Below are 16,253 nucleotides of genomic sequence, written 5' to 3'. Positions count from 1 at the left end.
GAGCCCGAGAACACTGCCGATCGACCATCGCCCCGGACGAGAGGCCCGACGCAGCCGCGCGAGGATAGACCACCATGGCGAGCGATGACAATTTGCGGCTGGGTCTGCGCATCGCCGCAGGCAGTGCGCGTCGTTGGCAGGCGGCGGTGGCAGGTCGACTGGCAGTGCGCGGAGACGTCGTCGTCGTCCGTCTCGACGGGGTGCCCGCGCCGGTCCCGGCCGGGCTCGAGGCGCTCTTCGCCTTCGATCGCGCCGTCGGAAGGGCACTCGGCGAAACGGCGGCCGATCGGGTCGGGGCGCTCGATCTCGCCGAAGCCGGACCCGACCTCGACCTGATTCTCGATCTCGACGGGTCGACCGCCGAGGCCGGCGCGACGCCGGTGCTCGCCGCGACCTGTCTCGGTCTACCGCCGCTCGACGGCGCCGTGACGGCGGTGCTGGAGACCCGCGTCCCGGTGCTGGAGATCACCCGCCACGCCGCGGGCGAGGCACCGCGCCTCGTCGGGCGCTGGCGCGTCGCGGTCGAGGACAGCCGGTCGACGCTGGCCGCGGTGTCGCAGATCCTCGGTCGGCTCGCCCACATGGCGGCGCTGGCGGTGACCGCCGCGGCGCGCGGCGAGACGCTCGCGATCGCCCCCGCCGATCCGCAAGGCGCGACGCTCTCGCCGCTCGCCCCGGCGCGGCTCTTCCTGCGTTCGCTCGAGGCGCGGATCGCCGGAAAGCTCGAGCGGCTGGTACGCCGGCCGGCCGACTGGCGCACGATCTGGCGGCGACGGACGCCGGGCAGCGATCCCGTCCGGCCGCAGAGCGACGACGCGCCCTTCCACCTGCTCGCCGACGACGGCGCGCGCTTCTATGCCGACCCCTTCCTGTGGTCGGTCGGCGGGCGCGACGTCCTCTTCCTCGAAGAGTTTCCCTATGCCACGGGCAAGGGCATCCTGTCGGCGGTCGAGATCGGGCCGGAAGGGCCGATCGGCACGCCGCGACCCTTCCTCGAACAGGACTGCCATCTCTCCTGGCCGCAGATCTTCGAGGCCGACGGCACGGTGTGGATGATCCCCGAGACCTCGGGGCGACGCACCGTCGAGCTGTGGCGGGCAGTCGACCTGCCCCACCGTTTCGAGAAACACGCGGTGCTGCTCTCCGACATCGACGTCGGCGACGCGACGCCCGTCCGGACCGCCGACGGCTGGTTCCTGTTCGGCACGGTGCGCGAGCGCTGGTGCTCGAGCTGGGACGCGCTGTGCATCTGGCATGCGCCGACGCTCGAGGGACCGTGGACGCCGGTCGGCGACGGCCCGGTGGTGGTCGACCCGGCGACGGCGCGGCCGGCGGGGCGGCCGATCGCGCATGCCGACGGGCTCCTCCGGCCGGTGCAGGATTCGACGCGCGGCTACGGCTGCGGTCTGGCGCTGACGCGGATCGACCGGCTCGACGCGCAGGGTTTCGCCGAAACGACGCTCGCCCGTTTCGCCACGCCGGCGCCGCTCTCCGGGCTCCACACCTGGAACCGGCTCGCCGGGGCGAGTGGTCTCCTCGAGGTGATGGACGTCTTCGCCCGCGCGGACGACTTCGGAGCGTCGCGGCGGCTGGATCTGACGCCGCCGTGACGCCGATCGGGGCGGTCGGACCGGCCCCGCGGGCGTTTTCGAAACATGATTTATCGTTCGTTAAACGCTTTCACGTCTTCTGACAGACGGGCTCGACGGCGTTTCCGACGACGGCGCGCGAGCCCGCGAGATCGGCCCGAAACGGGCCGTCGAAGGCGGTGCACGATGTCCAGGACGACGACCAGCGCGACGACGAACGACGGCGGCACGAGCGCCGCCGCACGAGCGGAGGGAGCCGATCAGGTCGATCTGGCTCTGGTGCTGCGCATCCTCAGGTCGCAATGGACGATCGTCGCGCTCTGCCTCGCCGTCTTCCTCGGCGCGGCCATGGCCTATTCGGTGGTCTCGCCCAAGGTCTGGCGCGCCTCGGCCCGCGTGCTGCTCGATCCGCGCGACAAGCAGATCGTCGGCAACGACGTCTCCCGCCAGATGCAGGGCACCGAGCTCGGCTGGGTCGAGACCCGCCTCGAGCTGGTGAAGTCCTACGACACGCTCGCCGCCGCCGTCGCCAAGGAGAAGCTCGTCGACGACGACGAGATCGTCTCGGCCGGCGAACGCGCCTCGGCCGACCCGGTCGCCGCCGCGGTGCGCAATCTCGCCGAGCGGGTGCTGGTCGAGCGACCGAAGGAGAACAATCTGATCGACGTCACCGTGTCGTCGAAGACGCCGGACAAGGCGGCGCGACTGGCCAATGCCGTCGCCCAGGCCTTCGTCGAGGGGCTCGCCCGCGCCAAGGTCGATCAGGTCGAGCATGCCAACGACCTGCTGTCGCGGCAGATCGACGAGATGCGTTCCAAGATGCTCGAGGCCGAGGCCCGCGTCGAGGAGTACAAGCGCAACAACGGCATCGCGATGACCCGCGGCAACCTCGTCGAAGAAGAGACGATGCGCCAGTCGAACGAGATGCTGGTCGCCGCCCGTACCAAGACGCAGGAGGCGCGCGAGCGCTCCGAGCGCCTCGCCCAGTTGCTCAAGAGCGGCGATCCGACCATTCTCTCCCAGACCGACTCGATCGGCTCGGCCGTCATCTCGCGCCTCAAGATCGAGGCCGCCACCGCCATGCGCCGCAAGTCGGAACTGGAGCAGACGCTCGGCCCGCGCCATCCGCGCGTCGCCGCCGCCACGGCGGAAGTCGACCGCGCCCGCCAGCAGGTGGCCGACGAGGTCAAGTCGCTCGCCGCCACCGCGGCGCTCGACTATCAGGTCGCCCGCGCCAACGAGGACAATGCCCGCAAGGCGCTGGAACGGGCGCAGGCGCATCTCGCCGACGCCTCGCAGGCGACGGTCGGCATGCAGGAGCTCGAGAACGAGGCCAACGCCCGCCGCGAACTCTACAAGAGCTTCGTGTCGCGGATGGAGGAGACCACCCTCCAGCGCAACACCCAGGTCTCGGACGCCCGCGTCGTCTCGCCGGCGCAGATCCCGCTGAAGCCCTTCTCGCCGCGCACCACGCTGGCGCTGGCGCTGGCCGGCGTCGCCGGTCTCGGTCTCGGCATCTCGCTGGCGCTCTATCGCGGCCGGTCGGTGCTCGCCACGGCGACGGCCACGGCCGCCCCCGCGGTCGAGACCGCGCCCGTGATCGCGCCGGTCGTCGCCGAGGTCGCGTCGATCCCGGCGGAGCCCGCACCGCCCGCCGCCGAGGTCGTCCCCTCCACCCCTCCCACTCCCGTGGCCGCGATCGTCGCGCCGGTCGTTCCGACGGCGGTTCCGGCCGAGGTTCCGGTGACGGCCGAGCCGGCGGAGGCGCCCCGCACCACGCGCCGCGCCCGTTCGACCGACGATGCCGCGACCGACCATCCCGCCCGCCGCCGCGCCCGGCGCGCCACCGCCGGCTTCCGCGAGGCGACCTTCGCCATCGGCCTCGACGCCATCGCCCGGCTCGGTGCCGACGACGGTCCCGGCGCCGGCATCGGCGCGCTCAGCGAGGCCGCCGACGGCCATCCCGACGAGGCGGCCCTCGAGCGTCTCGACGCGCTCGGCCACACGCTCGGGGCGAGCGATCGCGCCGGCGTCTGCGTCGTCTTCTCCAACACCGTGCCGACGCTGGTCACCGCCTCGCTCTGCCTCGGGCTGGCGCGCGCGGGCGCACCGGAGGCGGCGACCGACACCCTCGTCGACCTCGCCCACGAGGCGGCGCCCTTCGACGTGCTGTTCGAGCGCGGACGTGCCGTGGCGCCGATCGGACTGCCCGGCGAAGCGGAGTGGGAGCGCGTCGGCGACGCGGCGACGACGCTGCTGCGCCCGCTCGATCCGCCGATCGAGGGCGACGGCGAGAGCCATCCCGAAGGGCTCGCGGCCTTCCTCGCGGCGCTGCGGCGCCACGGCGACCGGGCGATCGTCCATCTCGGGCGTCAGCCGACGGCGGCGCTTCTCTTCGAGGCGGCCGAGGTCGCCGACCACGTCTTCCTCGTCGCCGACGCCACCGATCTCGAAGATCGCCGGTCGGCCGACGAGATCGCGGTGATGAAGTCGTTGCTGCCGCATTTCGACGGCATGGTCGTGCTCGGGCGCGACGCGAGCGAGGATGCCGTGCTGCGGCGGGCCGCGCGCCGCCGCCGGGCCGTGCCGACGGAGGCGTGATGATCTACGTCGACCATACCCATCTCGGACGTGCCGTCACCGGCCTCGAGCGGATCACGCTGGAGCTGTTCGGCGCGGAGGCGCTGGCGCCGCTCCAGATCCGGCCGATCCGCTCCAAGGGCACGCTGGGGCTGATCCTCGCCCAGCAGATCGGCATTCCGGCGCGGCTGGCGCTGAACCCGGGGTCGATCCTGCTCGCACCGGGCTTTCCGCCGTCGATTCCGGCGAGCCTCTTCGGCGCCCGCGTCGTGCCCTACATCCACGACTGTTTCCTGCTGACGAGGCCTCAGGACCTCAACCGGCGGGCGGCGCTCTACATGGCGCCGGCCTTCCGCCGGGCGGTCGAGACGCTGCCGTGGTTCCTGGTGAACTCGCAGACGACGGCGGGCGAGCTTTCGGCCTTCGCCCGCCCCGATGCCGAGATCACGCTCTATCGCCCCCAGGTACGCGACGTCTTCGCCATCGGCGCCGAGGCCTCGGCGCGGGCGGCCAACGCGCGGCGGGCGGAGAAGGGCGGCAGGCTCGACCTGATCGCGCTCGGCACCATCGAGCCGCGCAAGAACCTCGCGGCGGCCGCCGACATCGTCGAGGTGCTGAGGCGCGTCCACGGCTGGGACGCGCGACTCAATCTGGTCGGCCGGGCAGGCTGGGGCGGCGAAGCCGAGAAGCTCGCCGGCCGCGAGGGCGTGGTGATGCACGGCTATGCCGAGCCCGCGCGGGTGCGCGAGCTGCTCGCCTCCGCCCACGTCTTCCTGTCGACCTCGCACGACGAGGGCCTCGGTCTGCCGCTGCTCGAGGCGCAGCATGCCGGCCTGCCGGTCGTGGCGCCGGACAAGGCGGTGTTCCGCGAAGTCTTGGGATCGTCGGGGCGGCTGGTCGACACCGCCGATCCGCGTCGCGCGGCGGCGATCGTCGACGCGATGGTGACGACGCCGGGCATCTTCGTGCAGGCGGCGGCCGACGCCATGGCCAACGTCGCGCGCTGGAACGCCGAGGCGAGCGCCGACCGCAAGGCACTGATCGAACGATTGGCGCGTTTTTCCTGAGGCTCAGGCGACCCGCTTGCCGCCGGTCCGGCGCGGGCCGGCGTCGTGGGCGCGCACCATCTTGGCGACGCAGGGCTCCAACGTGTCGGGACGGCCCGCCTCGATCGCCGCCCTGCAGGCGCTGATCCGCGGGTCGGACGCCATCATCCGATCCGCATCCTCGACGCTCAGGCCCTGCAACAGCGGGCAGCGCGTCGGATCGAACGCGGCCGCCATTCCCGGTCCCTGCTGATCGGTGCACATGCTTCTCTCGCCCCGTCCGACGCGGCCGTTGATCGGCCGTCTCTGTGGCGAGGCTCGCGGGTTTTCCCGTCGTTGCCCTCGCCTTCGACTCGTTCGCCGACGCCGGCGCGATCCGCGCGACCTTCGACTTGCAAGAATTCTACCCGGTTTGTCGCCCGTCTCCAAGGACGAGACGCGGCCATGGAGACGCCATGACGCCGCGGACGCAAACGCGCGACGACGCGCTCGCAGGAGCACGTTCGAATCCCATCTCTCGGATGAATGAGCCCGTCGGGACCGGGCTTGAGCGGTGGTCGGAGTGGCAGGATTTGAACCTGCGACCCCCTCGTCCCGAACGAGGTGCGCTACCAGACTGCGCTACACTCCGTGACCGCGAGGCGCTGTATATAGACCTCGGCCGGTCGCCGCAAGGGGCCAATCGCACCCCTGTGGACAGAAATGTCGATCCGACGATTTCGAGCGCGGAACGCCGCGTCGGTTGCCGGGCGTTGCGGGAATCGCTATAGGGAGCCCGACGCGCCGGCCCGGCCGGCAGCCGTCCTGGGGCGTCGCCAAGTGGTAAGGCAGCGGATTTTGATTCCGCCATTCACAGGTTCGAATCCTGTCGCCCCATCCAATTCCTTCTGTTGTGGAGCCATGAATCTGAGATTCACCGCGAATATCTGAGATTCGATCTTCCTGAAATTAAAAGGTATTTTCTGAAATTAAATATTTCGAAGTATAGCGGTCCTTGGGTTGGTGGCGTTCCAAACGCTGGTTAGCATCACTGCTTTCGCTATGATCCGTGGCAATCCCGCCACGACGCGATACGATCTCCGGTGATTGGTGTCGGTCATGCGACCGCGCGAAACGATGACTCAAAGCTGACGGACAGCGTCGGCCGGTGTCGTTCCGATGCGGTGTTGGGGCGGGGCTCCGCTCTCGATTGTTATCGTGCCCTGTCAGCGACCACCTCATGTACGAACCGCTCGTATCCGATTCGAGTTTGAGTATTTCGAGCCGGGGATATGGCGTCGGGTGGATGCTGTGGAGCCTTTCATATAGTATTCACAAGTTTCACATGGAAACAGTAGATATTTTACTAATAATTACATATCAGATTTTCAGAAAAATGTCCGCGTATATCTAAATTATATATTTTATATCCCTAATATTGGTAAATAAAAAAGTAATATATATCTCTATAATTGACCTTGATGATCAGTGCAATGCTATAACGATCGCCTCTAGGCGGGAATTCCATTGTGAGTTTGGCGCTCCCTCAGGTGGAGTCCTTGCGGCAACGCAGATCCATGGACCGGCAAGTGCTAAAAGCCCTATTCGTATAATTTCGTAGTTTCTTGTTGTCCCACCAAAGGTAGGATGAATGTTATGAGAATGACGCCTGATAGCAGGAGTTGAATCTATGGATATTATTTCGGTGATTGTTGACGCGGTGATATTGGGAGCAACAAGCGCAACAAAAGACACTGCTAATGCCCTTGTTAAAGGAGGGTTTGAAAAGTTGAAATGCGGACTAAAGCAAAAGTTTAACATAATATTTAAGGGCGATACAAATAGAAAAGAATTGGAGGATTCACTAAAATCTGTTGGAGTAGAAAAATCTCCAGAAATTACGAAGGACGCCGAAGAGCTTCTTGTCGCAATTTCTGATTCATTAAAAGATGCGAGCGTTTCAGAGCGCGAGTACGTGGTTCAGGCTGGATTTTCAAATCTGTTGGAGGCCGAATCGAGCGAAGAATTTTCAAGCGCTATTAGCGAATACTTTTCTGGTGTTGGTCTTGCGATAAAGAAACTTACCGATGATCAGTATCAACTCTTGTGGAAGATGCGCTTCGTAAAGAGGCTGCGTATCTCCGGTTGCGCGGGTTCAGGAAAAACACTTGTCGCCGCTGAGAAGGCAATTCGCCTAGGTAATGTTGGTTTAAAAACACTATTTCTATGTCACAGCCCTCTTCTTGCAGAGTATGTGGAGCGATTGACGAGGGGAACCTGCGTCGAAGTTCGATCCTTTTCGCAGTGGTGTCACGAATTGAGTTATTCGAATATAAATAAAACATCCGAATATTGGAGTAATTATGACGAGCCAATAGCTGATGAATTGATTGCTAGCGCGCTTTCTATAGAAGGATCCGAGCGTAGATATGATGCCATAGTTGTTGATGAAGGGCAGGATTTTCGTGAGGATTGGTGGGCTTTGGTCGAGCTTGCGCTTTTTAGCAAAGACGCTGGGATTTTATATGTATTTCACGATGATGCTCAATCTTTGCTTCCGCACAGATCCCGCTATCCGATAGCGGATCCCGTTGTTGATCTATCAAGAAACTGCAGAAATGCTGGTGAGATATATAATATAATTAAAGCCTTTTACCCGCATGCACCCGATGCAGAGGGGGAACTGCAGAACAAGGGGTTCGTTCAATTTTATAGCGCTACGAGTAAATCCCAGTCAAAGACATTGAAAACTGCGATCTCCCAGCTTATAGATCTTGGTCTAATAAATGATACGGTGGTACTTCTTGGTGGGTCCGCTTCCACAGAAACATCTAACGTAATTGGAAGTACAATATCGATTCCTGAAAGGCGCGGTTGGCAAGAGGCTGTCAGAAATTACGTATCTGGATTGCGTTCATTTAACTCGACAGGAGTTACCTATCCGTCAGGGTTCTCAGCTTCGTTCCTTAGCGCGCTCAGTGAAGAAATTAGACCGACAGGTGATGATGTAAAACTGATTCAGGGCGGCTTGAAAGAAATCTCCATCGACCCTGATCTTCGAAGAAAAATAGAAAAATCAAAATTTAACCAAAGAAGTTGGCGTCGGGATGCGTCGGGCCGCCTTGTGTTCTCCAGGCCAGTTAATACATCCGTCTGGGCGGCAGAGTTGGTATTGTTTTTTGTAAGCGATGATTGGGTGACCACGCTACCTGATACGGTCTTAAACATTACGCTTAAGAGACATCACGAGAAAAGAGACAAAACCTCAATTCCGGTATATGACCTATCGTCGTTTAAGGGGCTGGAATCGGAGGCCGTTATACTTCTTATTCTTGGATACCCTGAGTCAATAAAACAATCTTTATATGTTGGCGTGTCTCGTGCTCGCCAGGCGTTAATTGTAATATCGGACATACAAAGCACGATAACTGATATTTGCCCAGCACTTGAATCGAAAATAGTTTAGGGTCTGGACCCATAAAATGGTTGTCAGTTCAGAGTGAAGTGTGATTCACGATTTCCGAGAGGAGATCGGCATGAATCGCGACCTGTTTTGGCTCTCCGATGAGCAGTTCAACCGGATTTCGCCGCATCTGCCGCGCGATACGAGAGGAAAGCCGAGGGTCGACGACCGCCGTGTCATCAGCGGCATCGTCCACGTCCTGAAGTCGGGCGGGCGTTGGGTCGACGCGCCTGCCGACTACGGGCCGAGGAAGACCCTCTACAACCGCTATGTCCGATGGGCTGCCAAGGGAGTCTGGGAACGCCTTTTCCATGCGCTCTCGGCCGCCGCCGGCGCACCGGCGCACGTCCTCATCGACAGTTCCGCCGTGAAGGCCCATCGGTCGGCCTCCGGAGGAAAAGGGGGGAGAAGACGCAAGCCATCGGGCGATCGCGCGGCGGCCGGACGACCAAGATCCACGCCCTGACCGACACCGCCTGCCGTCCGATAGCCTTCCTGCTGACGGCTGGACAAGTCGCTGATTGCACAGCGGCTTCGGTTCTGCTCGAACGCCTTCCGAAGTGCCGCATCCTGCATGCGGACAAAGGCTACGACACCAACCACATCCGCCGAACCGTCGAAGCCAAGGGCACGATGCCGAACATCCCACCCAAGGCGAACCGGATCTGGAAGAACTGTTTCTCGCCCTACCTCTATCGCGACCGCAATGCCATCGAGCGGATGTTCTGCCGCCTGAAGGACTTCCGACGTGTTGCCACCCGATACGACCGTCTCGCCGTCAACTTCCTCGCCGCAGTTCATATCGTGGCGACGGTCGCCTACTGGTTATGAGTCTGGACCCTAGTGTTTCCTTTGAGTAGTTACCATTTCAACTGGTGGGGAATCGTCTATGCTCGTACGGCCATGTTGGGTGGCGCTGGTATTTTTGCTGCAAACTCCTCGCACGATAGTGCGATCGGAGTGTGCCGGTGGCCCGACGGCTTCAATTTGATCATCGTGCAATGACAGCGACCGCCTCATACACCAATCGAATCGCTCGTATCCGAATCGAACTCGAGCATTTCGAGCCGAGGATATGGCGTCGTGTGGAGGTGCCTCTCTCCACGAGCCTTCGTGGGCTGCACGACCTCATCCAGGCGGTCTTCCCATTCGAGAACTACCACCTCTTCCAATTTCGGGTGGGGGGTGACGAGGAGCCGAGGCGATACGGCGTCCCCAACATCGATGGCATCGACTGGGTGAAAATCTACGACGCCAGAAATCTGAAGATTGGAACGCTCGTCGATCGCGGCGTGGTGGCGTTCGCCTACAACTACGATTTCGGCGACAACTGGGAATTCAAGGTCGACCTCGAGGAGGTCTCCGATCTCGATCACGCCCGTGACTACCCGAGGTTCATCGATGGCGAACACCGTGCGCCCCCTGAGGACGTCGGTGGCATCACCGGCTTCGAGGAGTTCCTCGACGCCATGGCAAAGCCACGGAGTCGGAATCATCACCGCATGGTGGCCTGGTACGGCAGCGTGTTCGATCTGAACGATCTCGACAAAGGGACCATCGCCAAGGGAGTCGAGATGTTGGTCAGGCGTCATGCCGTAGGGAAAAGCAGCTACGCGAAGAGTCGCGGTGAGATTTGAGCGACCGAGAATCTCGTGTACGACGACATGGGAAAGATGGGTAAGGCTGCGAACCAAGGCTTGTAAGGTTGCGTCCCTCAATCCATATTGGAGACGCCTCTCGGAAATGGCCGAGTGGTCGGACTGTTGAGACTGTCAACCTCGAAAGTGGCTGCCGGCAACACGATGCTGATCAGCATCGCGACGACCGCGACCCAATCGAATGAGACACTGAGCATAGCTCGGACCTCCACGGTTACATTATACCGCCTCGCGTTTTTAGACCCGTGTTGGATAGAAGTTCGAAGCTCAGACACATCGAACCGAAGCTGACAGATGGCGGCGTGCGTTCGGGGGATGTCCGGTCAACCGCCGGGGCTCAGGGTCAGAGCTAATCCCCCGAACTCTGCGACTGCGAGGGCGCTCAGTTGAATCTGGATTGGTTTCGACCAAGAGGCTACAAGCACTTCGATCGTCCCGTATGTGAGAAGTTTGCTCTCAAGGCGACTGACCCAAAATTTGTTTCGCGACATGCCTTCAGTCCGATGATCCGGTACATCAAATCGGAAAAGCGGTACCGCAAGACAAAGGGCGCGGAAAGAGGCAAAACAAAATACAAAGACAGACCAATCATGTATGCCTCGCATAGGGATGCATGCATTTTGTCTTACTATTCATTCTTGCTTGGAAACGAACTCAACGATTTTTATATTAAGCGCGGCATTAGTGAGAACGTCATTGCTTATAGGCCGCTGGGCAGGGGTAACTATCACTTCGCTGCTGACGTCTTTGAATTTGCAAAGACCAATTCTCCGGTCACCATTCTTGCGTTCGATGTGACCGGCTTCTTCGACAATCTGGATCATGGGCTGCTGAAGACGCGTCTGAAGAGAATGCTGAATACGGTCAGCTTGAGTGATGATTGGCTGCGTGTTTTCCGACATATTTCACGTTTTCACTACGTCGAACTCGATGAACTCCGAGCGAATCCCAAATATGCCAAAATTTTAAAGGCGAAGGGGGCAGAACCAATTGCGACGGTTGCCGATTTGAAGGCGTCGGGTATTGCCTTCAAGTCGAATCCCACTCCAGGCGTGGGAATTCCGCAAGGCACGCCAATCAGCGCCACGCTCTCGAATCTCTATATGATCGATTTCGACGTGGCAGCGAAGGCATATTGCGACGACATAGGTGGACTATACCGTCGATATTCCGACGACATCCTCGTCATATGCAAAGATGAATTCGCTGCCCAAGCCGAGGCAACAATTGGCGGGCTCGTCCGTGCAGAAAAATTGGAACTGAGCATAGCAAAAACGGAGCGAACGCGCTTTGATCATACAGCTCCTGCTCATTTACCAAAGAAGGCAGCTCAATACCTCGGGTTCAATTTCCATCCCGATGGGGTGTACATCCGAGCAAGTTCGCTCTCCCGCCAGTGGCGGAAGATGAAGCGAGCGTTCAAGAGAACGCAGCGCGTTGCAGAAGAGGCAATCGCGAAGGGGCGCTCGAGTAAAGTCTACACGAAGCGCTTGCGGAGGCGTTTTACGCCGCTTCAGTTTCGGAACTTCTCATCCTATGCTCGACGAAGCGCAAATGCATTTGGGCAGGGGGAGAAAATATCTCGACAATTGAAGAGATTCGAGAGGGCAGTATTCGAGAAATTGAAATTACTCGACACCGTTGGTGAGGATTGATGCGGGTCTATCAATTTGCGGAAGAGCGCCAGCCAGCCTCTTGCGCCTCATGCTCGGAACAGAACCACCGTTTCTTCGGATCTGTCATCGTCACCCTTTCATAGTCTCGTCCCCCGGGCAGATGATAGATGCGCTCGCCCTTCCGGTTGACGTTGCCCTTGATCATGCAAGCGGTGGACGAGGTCGGCTGACGGGTCGTGGAGGCGGGTGCAGCGGGCGGCATGGCGAGAGAGACTGGTTGCGCCCCGGACCACATCCGTTCGAAGTTTTCTGTGAATGACCGGACAGTTGCGCCATCCGATGAGACGATCAGATCGTTGTCCTGCTGCTTCAAGCCGCTCGCTGTGAAGTTCGCCGATCCCGATCGGATAACGGTCCCGTCCACGAGATAGGATTTCAAGTGCATGATTGTCAATCGGCGCGGAACATTGACCCCGGATCGGCGTCCAACTTTGACCCCCTGTTATGGTGCTGAAGGTCGCCGCCTGCATTTCGGCACGTCGGTTATTTCGGGCGTGTCGTTGGTGTCGTGACGGAGGGAGGGCGTAGCCCGACCGTAGGCACGATACCGACGACGGCGCCGATCTCAGGCCCGGTGTTTGAAGCGCCAGCTGTCGTTGCCGGTCTCGACGATGTCGCAGTGATGCGTGAGCCGGTCGAGCAGCGCGGTCGTCATTTTGGCGTCGCCGAACACCGACGGCCATTCGCCGAAGGCCAGGTTGGTGGTGACCACGATCGAGGTGCGCTCGTAGAGCCGGCTGATCAGGTGGAACAGCAACTGACCACCGGATTGGGCGAACGGCAGGTAGCCCAACTCGTCGAGGACGATGAAGTCGAGGCGGCAGAGGTAATCCGCCATCCGGCCTTGCCGACCGGCTCGGGTCTCGGCCTCGAGCTTGTTGACCAGGTCGACGACGTTGAAGTAGCGCCCACGCATGCCGCCCCTGATGCAGGATCGCGCGATGGCGATGGCCAGGTGGGTCTTGCCCGTGCCGGTGCCGCCGATCAACACGACGTTGCGCTGTTGGGTGACGAAGCCGCCACCGGCGAGGTCCGCAACCAGGTTCTCGTTGATCGGCGTGCCGTCGAAGGCGAACTCGTCGATGTCTTTGGCGAGCGGCAGCTTGGCCACGCCCATCTGATAGCGGATCGAACGGGCCTGCTTCTCGGCGATCTCGGCGGTGAGCAGAGCCGCGACGACGCGCTGAGGGTCGTGGTTGCGCTTCAAGGCGGTGGCGACGATCTCGTCATAGGCCGCCTTCATGCCGAACATCTTCAACTCGGCCATCGTGCTGAGGATCTGGGTGCGGTCCATCAGCCGGCCCTCCGCAGCGCGTCGTAGCGCGCGCAGTCGGCGATCGGCTCGTGCCGGAGCTTCAATGCGTCCGGGGTCAGGATGGTGATTGCTTCTCCCGCCGGACGCCGTCGCGCCAGGATGTTCAGCACCACGTCGGCGGAGTGCACGCCCTCGCCGAGGGCCTCGGCACAGGCGGCCTCGACGGCCACCAGGCCGTCGTCGAGCACCGCCGCAAGGATGTCGACCATCTGTCGGTCACCGTCGTTCGACCCGGCGAGCTTGCGGCGGATCCGATCGAGGGCACCGGGCAGCACCCAGTCCTTGAACGGGGCACCGTTGCGCAGCGCCCCGGGCTTGCGTGCGAGCACCGGCACGTAGTGCCAGGGATCGTAGATCGTCTCGCCGCGGCCGAAGGAGCGTTGGTGTTCCGCGACCATGCGCCCATCCTGGCGGACGACGAGCCGGTCGGCATAGGCGCGGATCTCCACGGGGCGGCCGACGGCGCTCGCCGCGACGGAGTACTTGTTGTTGTCGAAGCGAACGAGGCAGGTCTTCGATACCGACGCGGTCACCGCGTGGAACCCGTCGAAGGGGCCGCGATAGGGAACCAGCGACGCTCGCTCGTCCTCGAACACCTCCCAGGTGGTCCGATCGGGGAACTCCGGGTTCCGATGCGCCTTGGCGTAGGCGACGCAGCGGTCGAGCAGGAGGGCGTTCAACTCGTCGAACGACCGCAGCCGCAGGCGCGGGGTGAAGAACCGCTCACGCACCAACCCGACCTGGTTCTCGACCTGTCCCTTCTCCCATCCCGAAGCCGGCGTGCAGGCCACCGGGTCGACCAGGTAATGCCCGCTCATCTGCAGGAAGCGGCGATTGTAGGCGCGCTCCTTGCCGACGAAGATCGTCTCCACGGCGGTCTTCATGTTGTCGTAGATGCCGCGCGTGCAGGTGCCTTTGAAGAAGGCGAAGGCCCGGTCGTGGGCGTCGAACACCATCTCCTGGCTCTCGCGGGGATAGGCGCGGACGAACATCATGCGGCTGTGGCAGAGCCGGACGTGTGCCACCTTCACCGTCATCGGCAGGCCGTTCATCAGAACGATCTCGTGGCTCCAGTCGAACTGGTAGGCCTCGCCCGGCGCGAAGGAGAGCGGCACATAGGCATCGACCTTGGCCGCCGCCGTCTCCACCGCCCAGGCCCGAGCGTAACGCCGCACCGCGTCGTAGCCGCCCTGGTAGCCCACTCCGCGCAACTCCTCGAAGAGCCGCACCAACGTCAGCCGTTCACGCGTCGATACCGCCGCATTCGCCGCCAGAAGCCGGTCGAGTTCCGTTTTCCACGGACCGAGCTTGGGCAACGGCTGCTTGTCGCGGGAGTACGCGAAGATCGTCTCGCCCGACCGGATCACCTTCCGGACCGTGTTCCGGGCGACATGCAGTTCGCGCGCGATCTCCTTGATCGACCGATCTCGAACGAAGAAATCGCGGCGTATCCGCGCAATCGTATCCACTGACTTCATCCCCCGACCGCCGCCTCCAAACAAGGGCTGGCAGTCTGCTCGCGGTTGCGTTCAGGGGGTCAAAATTGGACGCCGATTACCCCCTCAAGGGGGTCAAAATCCCACGCCGAAACACATGCATGATGGGACCAGGGCGTTTCATCCGTGCGTCCGCCAGTAGCGGAGTGAGCCTCGCCAGGTCGTGTTTCTGTGTGGGATCGAGAACGGACCCGGATGACCACGCCGCGCGCCTTGGCGGCTATCAGGGCGTCGATGACGGGGCGGTCGGTGAGGGCGTACGCCGCCAAGTCGATCGTATCGCCAGCCTCGTCCAGAAGCCCTACGTCGACATGCTCGAGATTTTCCGTGGGCGCGTAGTGGATGACGAAGTCGCCCGCCAACGCGGCCTGCGCCCCAATGCCGCCGACGACCACCCTCAACCCGAGCAGGAAACTTATCCCCACTCGCGCCAGCCGTGGCAATATGTGTCGGTTGGTGATGGAGACGACGGCCATGTCCGAGGAATCCGAATCTGCAGCACGAGTGATCACGGTAGCGCTGAAGGAGTTGGTTCGTATCGCCAATGAGGGCAATCTGCCGATGCTTGCCTACATGCTCGACATGGCGCTGGTCGAGGCCAAGGCGCAGACGAGAGAGTTGTCACCCGAACCAACAAACGTCATCCCATTTCAAACAGCCCATTGATTAAGCGAACTGTTGGACCGACCAGCAAATAAGCGTAGACAACCAATTGTGTTTACGGATCATGGTACGATGAAAAAGGAAGTAATCGGATCCCTCGCAATCGGCCTCATTCTCATATCCTCGCAGGCATTCGCCTGGTCATGGAGCGGAGATCCCGCAGGTCAAAAGCTCGATCAGGAGGCAAGGCACTTTCTGACGACGCAAAACGTATGCGGGGTGCGCCTGAAGACCTCGTACCTAATCGACCTGGATCGCCGCATCACGGCGCACCACAAGGGTTGGAAGGTCTATGAGGACTTTCTGATCGACTCCGTGACGAAATCCAACGCCGAGTACATGGCTTCGACGCCTGCCGAAAAGGTGAAAGCCGAGTGCGCCGAACGGCTGGACGAGGTCGTGGCAAAGGGATTGTTGGAGCCCAAGCCGAAGGACGGCAAGCCGCAGAACCGGGGGCGATTCGATATCAACTCGTGGGTCGGGGTATGGAGCGCAGATCCCAAGTGGTGCGCTTTCGCCGAAAAGATCGGCGAGCACGATCCCGCCCCGATCCGCATCAAGCCCGATCGCATCGTCGGGCTGGAAAACCAATGCCGAATAGCTGCTGTCCGAACTTCCTTCTCCCCTGACACATGGAACGTCCGCGCGGAATGCGAAGGGGAAGGAATGACGTCGTCAGAACGGCGTGTGCTTTCGATCAGTCCGAACTTCCAAGTTCTCAACATGACCTTCGAGAATGGCAGCGTCGTCAAATTCACGAGATGCCCGTAATCTGCCCCGATCGAGTA

At 61.8% G+C, this 16,253-nt stretch carries 13 protein-coding genes, 2 tRNA genes and 1 pseudogene; 10 read left to right on the top strand and 6 right to left on the bottom strand.

Going from position 1 to position 16,253, the window contains the following annotated elements; translation table 11 throughout:
* Positions 1 to 74: 74 nt before the first annotated feature.
* The 3 genes from ACT541_RS06995 to ACT541_RS06985 all read left to right on the top strand — a co-directional run bounded on the left by ACT541_RS06995 (position 75) and on the right by ACT541_RS06985 (position 5,236).
* Positions 75 to 1,610 (top strand): glucosamine inositolphosphorylceramide transferase family protein, encoded by a 1,536-nt coding sequence (locus ACT541_RS06995; RefSeq protein WP_476135377.1) that lies wholly within the window; start codon positions 75 to 77, stop codon positions 1,608 to 1,610.
* 165 nt (positions 1,611 to 1,775) lie between these two features.
* Positions 1,776 to 4,190 carry a GumC family protein gene (locus ACT541_RS06990; protein ID WP_476135375.1) on the top strand — a complete coding sequence of 805 codons (2,415 nt, stop codon included), beginning with the start codon at positions 1,776 to 1,778 and terminating at the stop codon, positions 4,188 to 4,190.
* Positions 4,190 to 5,236: a glycosyltransferase gene (locus ACT541_RS06985; RefSeq protein WP_476135373.1), complete on the top strand. Its 1,047-nt coding sequence runs from the start codon at positions 4,190 to 4,192 to the stop codon at positions 5,234 to 5,236. The genes ACT541_RS06990 and ACT541_RS06985 overlap by 1 nt, the downstream gene beginning before the upstream one ends.
* Positions 5,237 to 5,239: 3 nt before the next feature.
* Here ACT541_RS06985 and ACT541_RS06980 read toward each other — a convergent pair whose 3' ends face one another.
* A complete protein-coding gene (locus ACT541_RS06980; RefSeq protein ID WP_476135371.1) occupies positions 5,240 to 5,479 on the bottom strand; it encodes a hypothetical protein in 240 nt (79 codons plus the stop codon).
* A gap of 290 nt (positions 5,480 to 5,769) precedes the next feature.
* A tRNA-Pro gene (locus tag ACT541_RS06975) sits at positions 5,770 to 5,846 on the bottom strand.
* A 174-nt stretch (positions 5,847 to 6,020) separates the two neighbouring features.
* On the opposite strand from ACT541_RS06975, the gene ACT541_RS06970 reads away from it, so the two are divergent.
* The 5 genes and pseudogenes from ACT541_RS06970 to ACT541_RS06950 all read left to right on the top strand — a co-directional run bounded on the left by ACT541_RS06970 (position 6,021) and on the right by ACT541_RS06950 (position 11,970).
* Positions 6,021 to 6,095: transfer RNA gene (locus tag ACT541_RS06970), tRNA-Gln, on the top strand.
* 789 nt (positions 6,096 to 6,884) lie between these two features.
* Complete coding sequence (locus tag ACT541_RS06965; RefSeq protein WP_476135370.1) at positions 6,885 to 8,660, top strand: DEAD/DEAH box helicase; 1,776 nt, start codon at positions 6,885 to 6,887, stop codon at positions 8,658 to 8,660.
* Positions 8,661 to 8,730: 70 nt separating this feature from the next.
* Positions 8,731 to 9,488 (top strand): annotated as a pseudogene (locus ACT541_RS06960) (IS5 family transposase).
* Between the two features lie 170 nt (positions 9,489 to 9,658).
* On the top strand, positions 9,659 to 10,294 hold the full coding sequence (locus tag ACT541_RS06955) for a plasmid pRiA4b ORF-3 family protein (RefSeq protein ID WP_476135368.1): 636 nt from the start codon (positions 9,659 to 9,661) through the stop codon (positions 10,292 to 10,294).
* A 407-nt stretch (positions 10,295 to 10,701) separates the two neighbouring features.
* On the top strand, positions 10,702 to 11,970 hold the full coding sequence (locus ACT541_RS06950) for a reverse transcriptase/maturase family protein (RefSeq protein ID WP_476135366.1): 1,269 nt from the start codon (positions 10,702 to 10,704) through the stop codon (positions 11,968 to 11,970).
* Positions 11,971 to 11,980: 10 nt separating this feature from the next.
* On the opposite strand, the gene ACT541_RS06945 is transcribed toward ACT541_RS06950, so the two are convergent.
* The 4 genes from ACT541_RS06945 to ACT541_RS06930 form a co-directional block, all read right to left on the bottom strand.
* Positions 11,981 to 12,370 (bottom strand): sunset domain-containing protein, encoded by a 390-nt coding sequence (locus tag ACT541_RS06945; RefSeq protein WP_476135364.1) that lies wholly within the window; start codon positions 12,368 to 12,370, stop codon positions 11,981 to 11,983.
* A gap of 186 nt (positions 12,371 to 12,556) precedes the next feature.
* Positions 12,557 to 13,285, bottom strand: a complete 729-nt coding sequence (gene istB, locus ACT541_RS06940) for an IS21-like element helper ATPase IstB (RefSeq protein WP_476135362.1) — start codon at positions 13,283 to 13,285, stop codon at positions 12,557 to 12,559.
* Positions 13,285 to 14,784: an IS21 family transposase gene (istA, locus tag ACT541_RS06935; protein ID WP_476135360.1), complete on the bottom strand. Its 1,500-nt coding sequence runs from the start codon at positions 14,782 to 14,784 to the stop codon at positions 13,285 to 13,287. Before istA ends, istB begins: the two co-directional genes overlap by 1 nt.
* Positions 14,785 to 14,843: 59 nt before the next feature.
* Positions 14,844 to 15,278 (bottom strand): phospholipase D-like domain-containing protein, encoded by a 435-nt coding sequence (locus ACT541_RS06930; RefSeq protein WP_476135359.1) that lies wholly within the window; start codon positions 15,276 to 15,278, stop codon positions 14,844 to 14,846.
* Here ACT541_RS06930 and ACT541_RS06925 point away from each other — a divergent pair.
* Complete coding sequence (locus ACT541_RS06925; protein WP_476135357.1) at positions 15,277 to 15,468, top strand: hypothetical protein; 192 nt, start codon at positions 15,277 to 15,279, stop codon at positions 15,466 to 15,468. The genes ACT541_RS06930 and ACT541_RS06925 overlap by 2 nt on opposite strands.
* 69 nt (positions 15,469 to 15,537) lie before the next feature.
* Positions 15,538 to 16,236, top strand: coding sequence for a hypothetical protein (locus ACT541_RS06920; protein ID WP_476135356.1), 699 nt, complete (start codon positions 15,538 to 15,540; stop codon positions 16,234 to 16,236).
* Positions 16,237 to 16,253 lie beyond the last annotated feature (17 nt).

The sequence above is a fragment of the Pinisolibacter sp. DMC100 genome (assembly GCF_056313705.1).
This window is presented reverse-complemented; position numbering and strand designations above follow the sequence as displayed.

Bases quoted from the DNA above. Each gene is read 5' to 3' on its own strand.
- ACT541_RS06995 (WP_476135377.1), top strand. From the start codon at position 75: ATGGCGAGCGATGACAATTTGCGGCTGGGTCTGCGCATCGCCGCAGGC.
- istA (WP_476135360.1), bottom strand. From the start codon at position 14,784: ATGAAGTCAGTGGATACGATTGCGCGGATACGCCGCGATTTCTTCGTT.
- ACT541_RS06985 (WP_476135373.1), top strand. From the start codon at position 4,190: ATGATCTACGTCGACCATACCCATCTCGGACGTGCCGTCACCGGCCTC.
- ACT541_RS06980 (WP_476135371.1), bottom strand. From the start codon at position 5,479: ATGTGCACCGATCAGCAGGGACCGGGAATGGCGGCCGCGTTCGATCCG.
- ACT541_RS06955 (WP_476135368.1), top strand. From the start codon at position 9,659: ATGACAGCGACCGCCTCATACACCAATCGAATCGCTCGTATCCGAATC.
- ACT541_RS06920 (WP_476135356.1), top strand. From the start codon at position 15,538: ATGAAAAAGGAAGTAATCGGATCCCTCGCAATCGGCCTCATTCTCATA.
- ACT541_RS06930 (WP_476135359.1), bottom strand. From the start codon at position 15,278: ATGGCCGTCGTCTCCATCACCAACCGACACATATTGCCACGGCTGGCG.
- ACT541_RS06925 (WP_476135357.1), top strand. From the start codon at position 15,277: ATGTCCGAGGAATCCGAATCTGCAGCACGAGTGATCACGGTAGCGCTG.
- ACT541_RS06990 (WP_476135375.1), top strand. From the start codon at position 1,776: ATGTCCAGGACGACGACCAGCGCGACGACGAACGACGGCGGCACGAGC.
- istB (WP_476135362.1), bottom strand. From the start codon at position 13,285: ATGGACCGCACCCAGATCCTCAGCACGATGGCCGAGTTGAAGATGTTC.
- ACT541_RS06965 (WP_476135370.1), top strand. From the start codon at position 6,885: ATGGATATTATTTCGGTGATTGTTGACGCGGTGATATTGGGAGCAACA.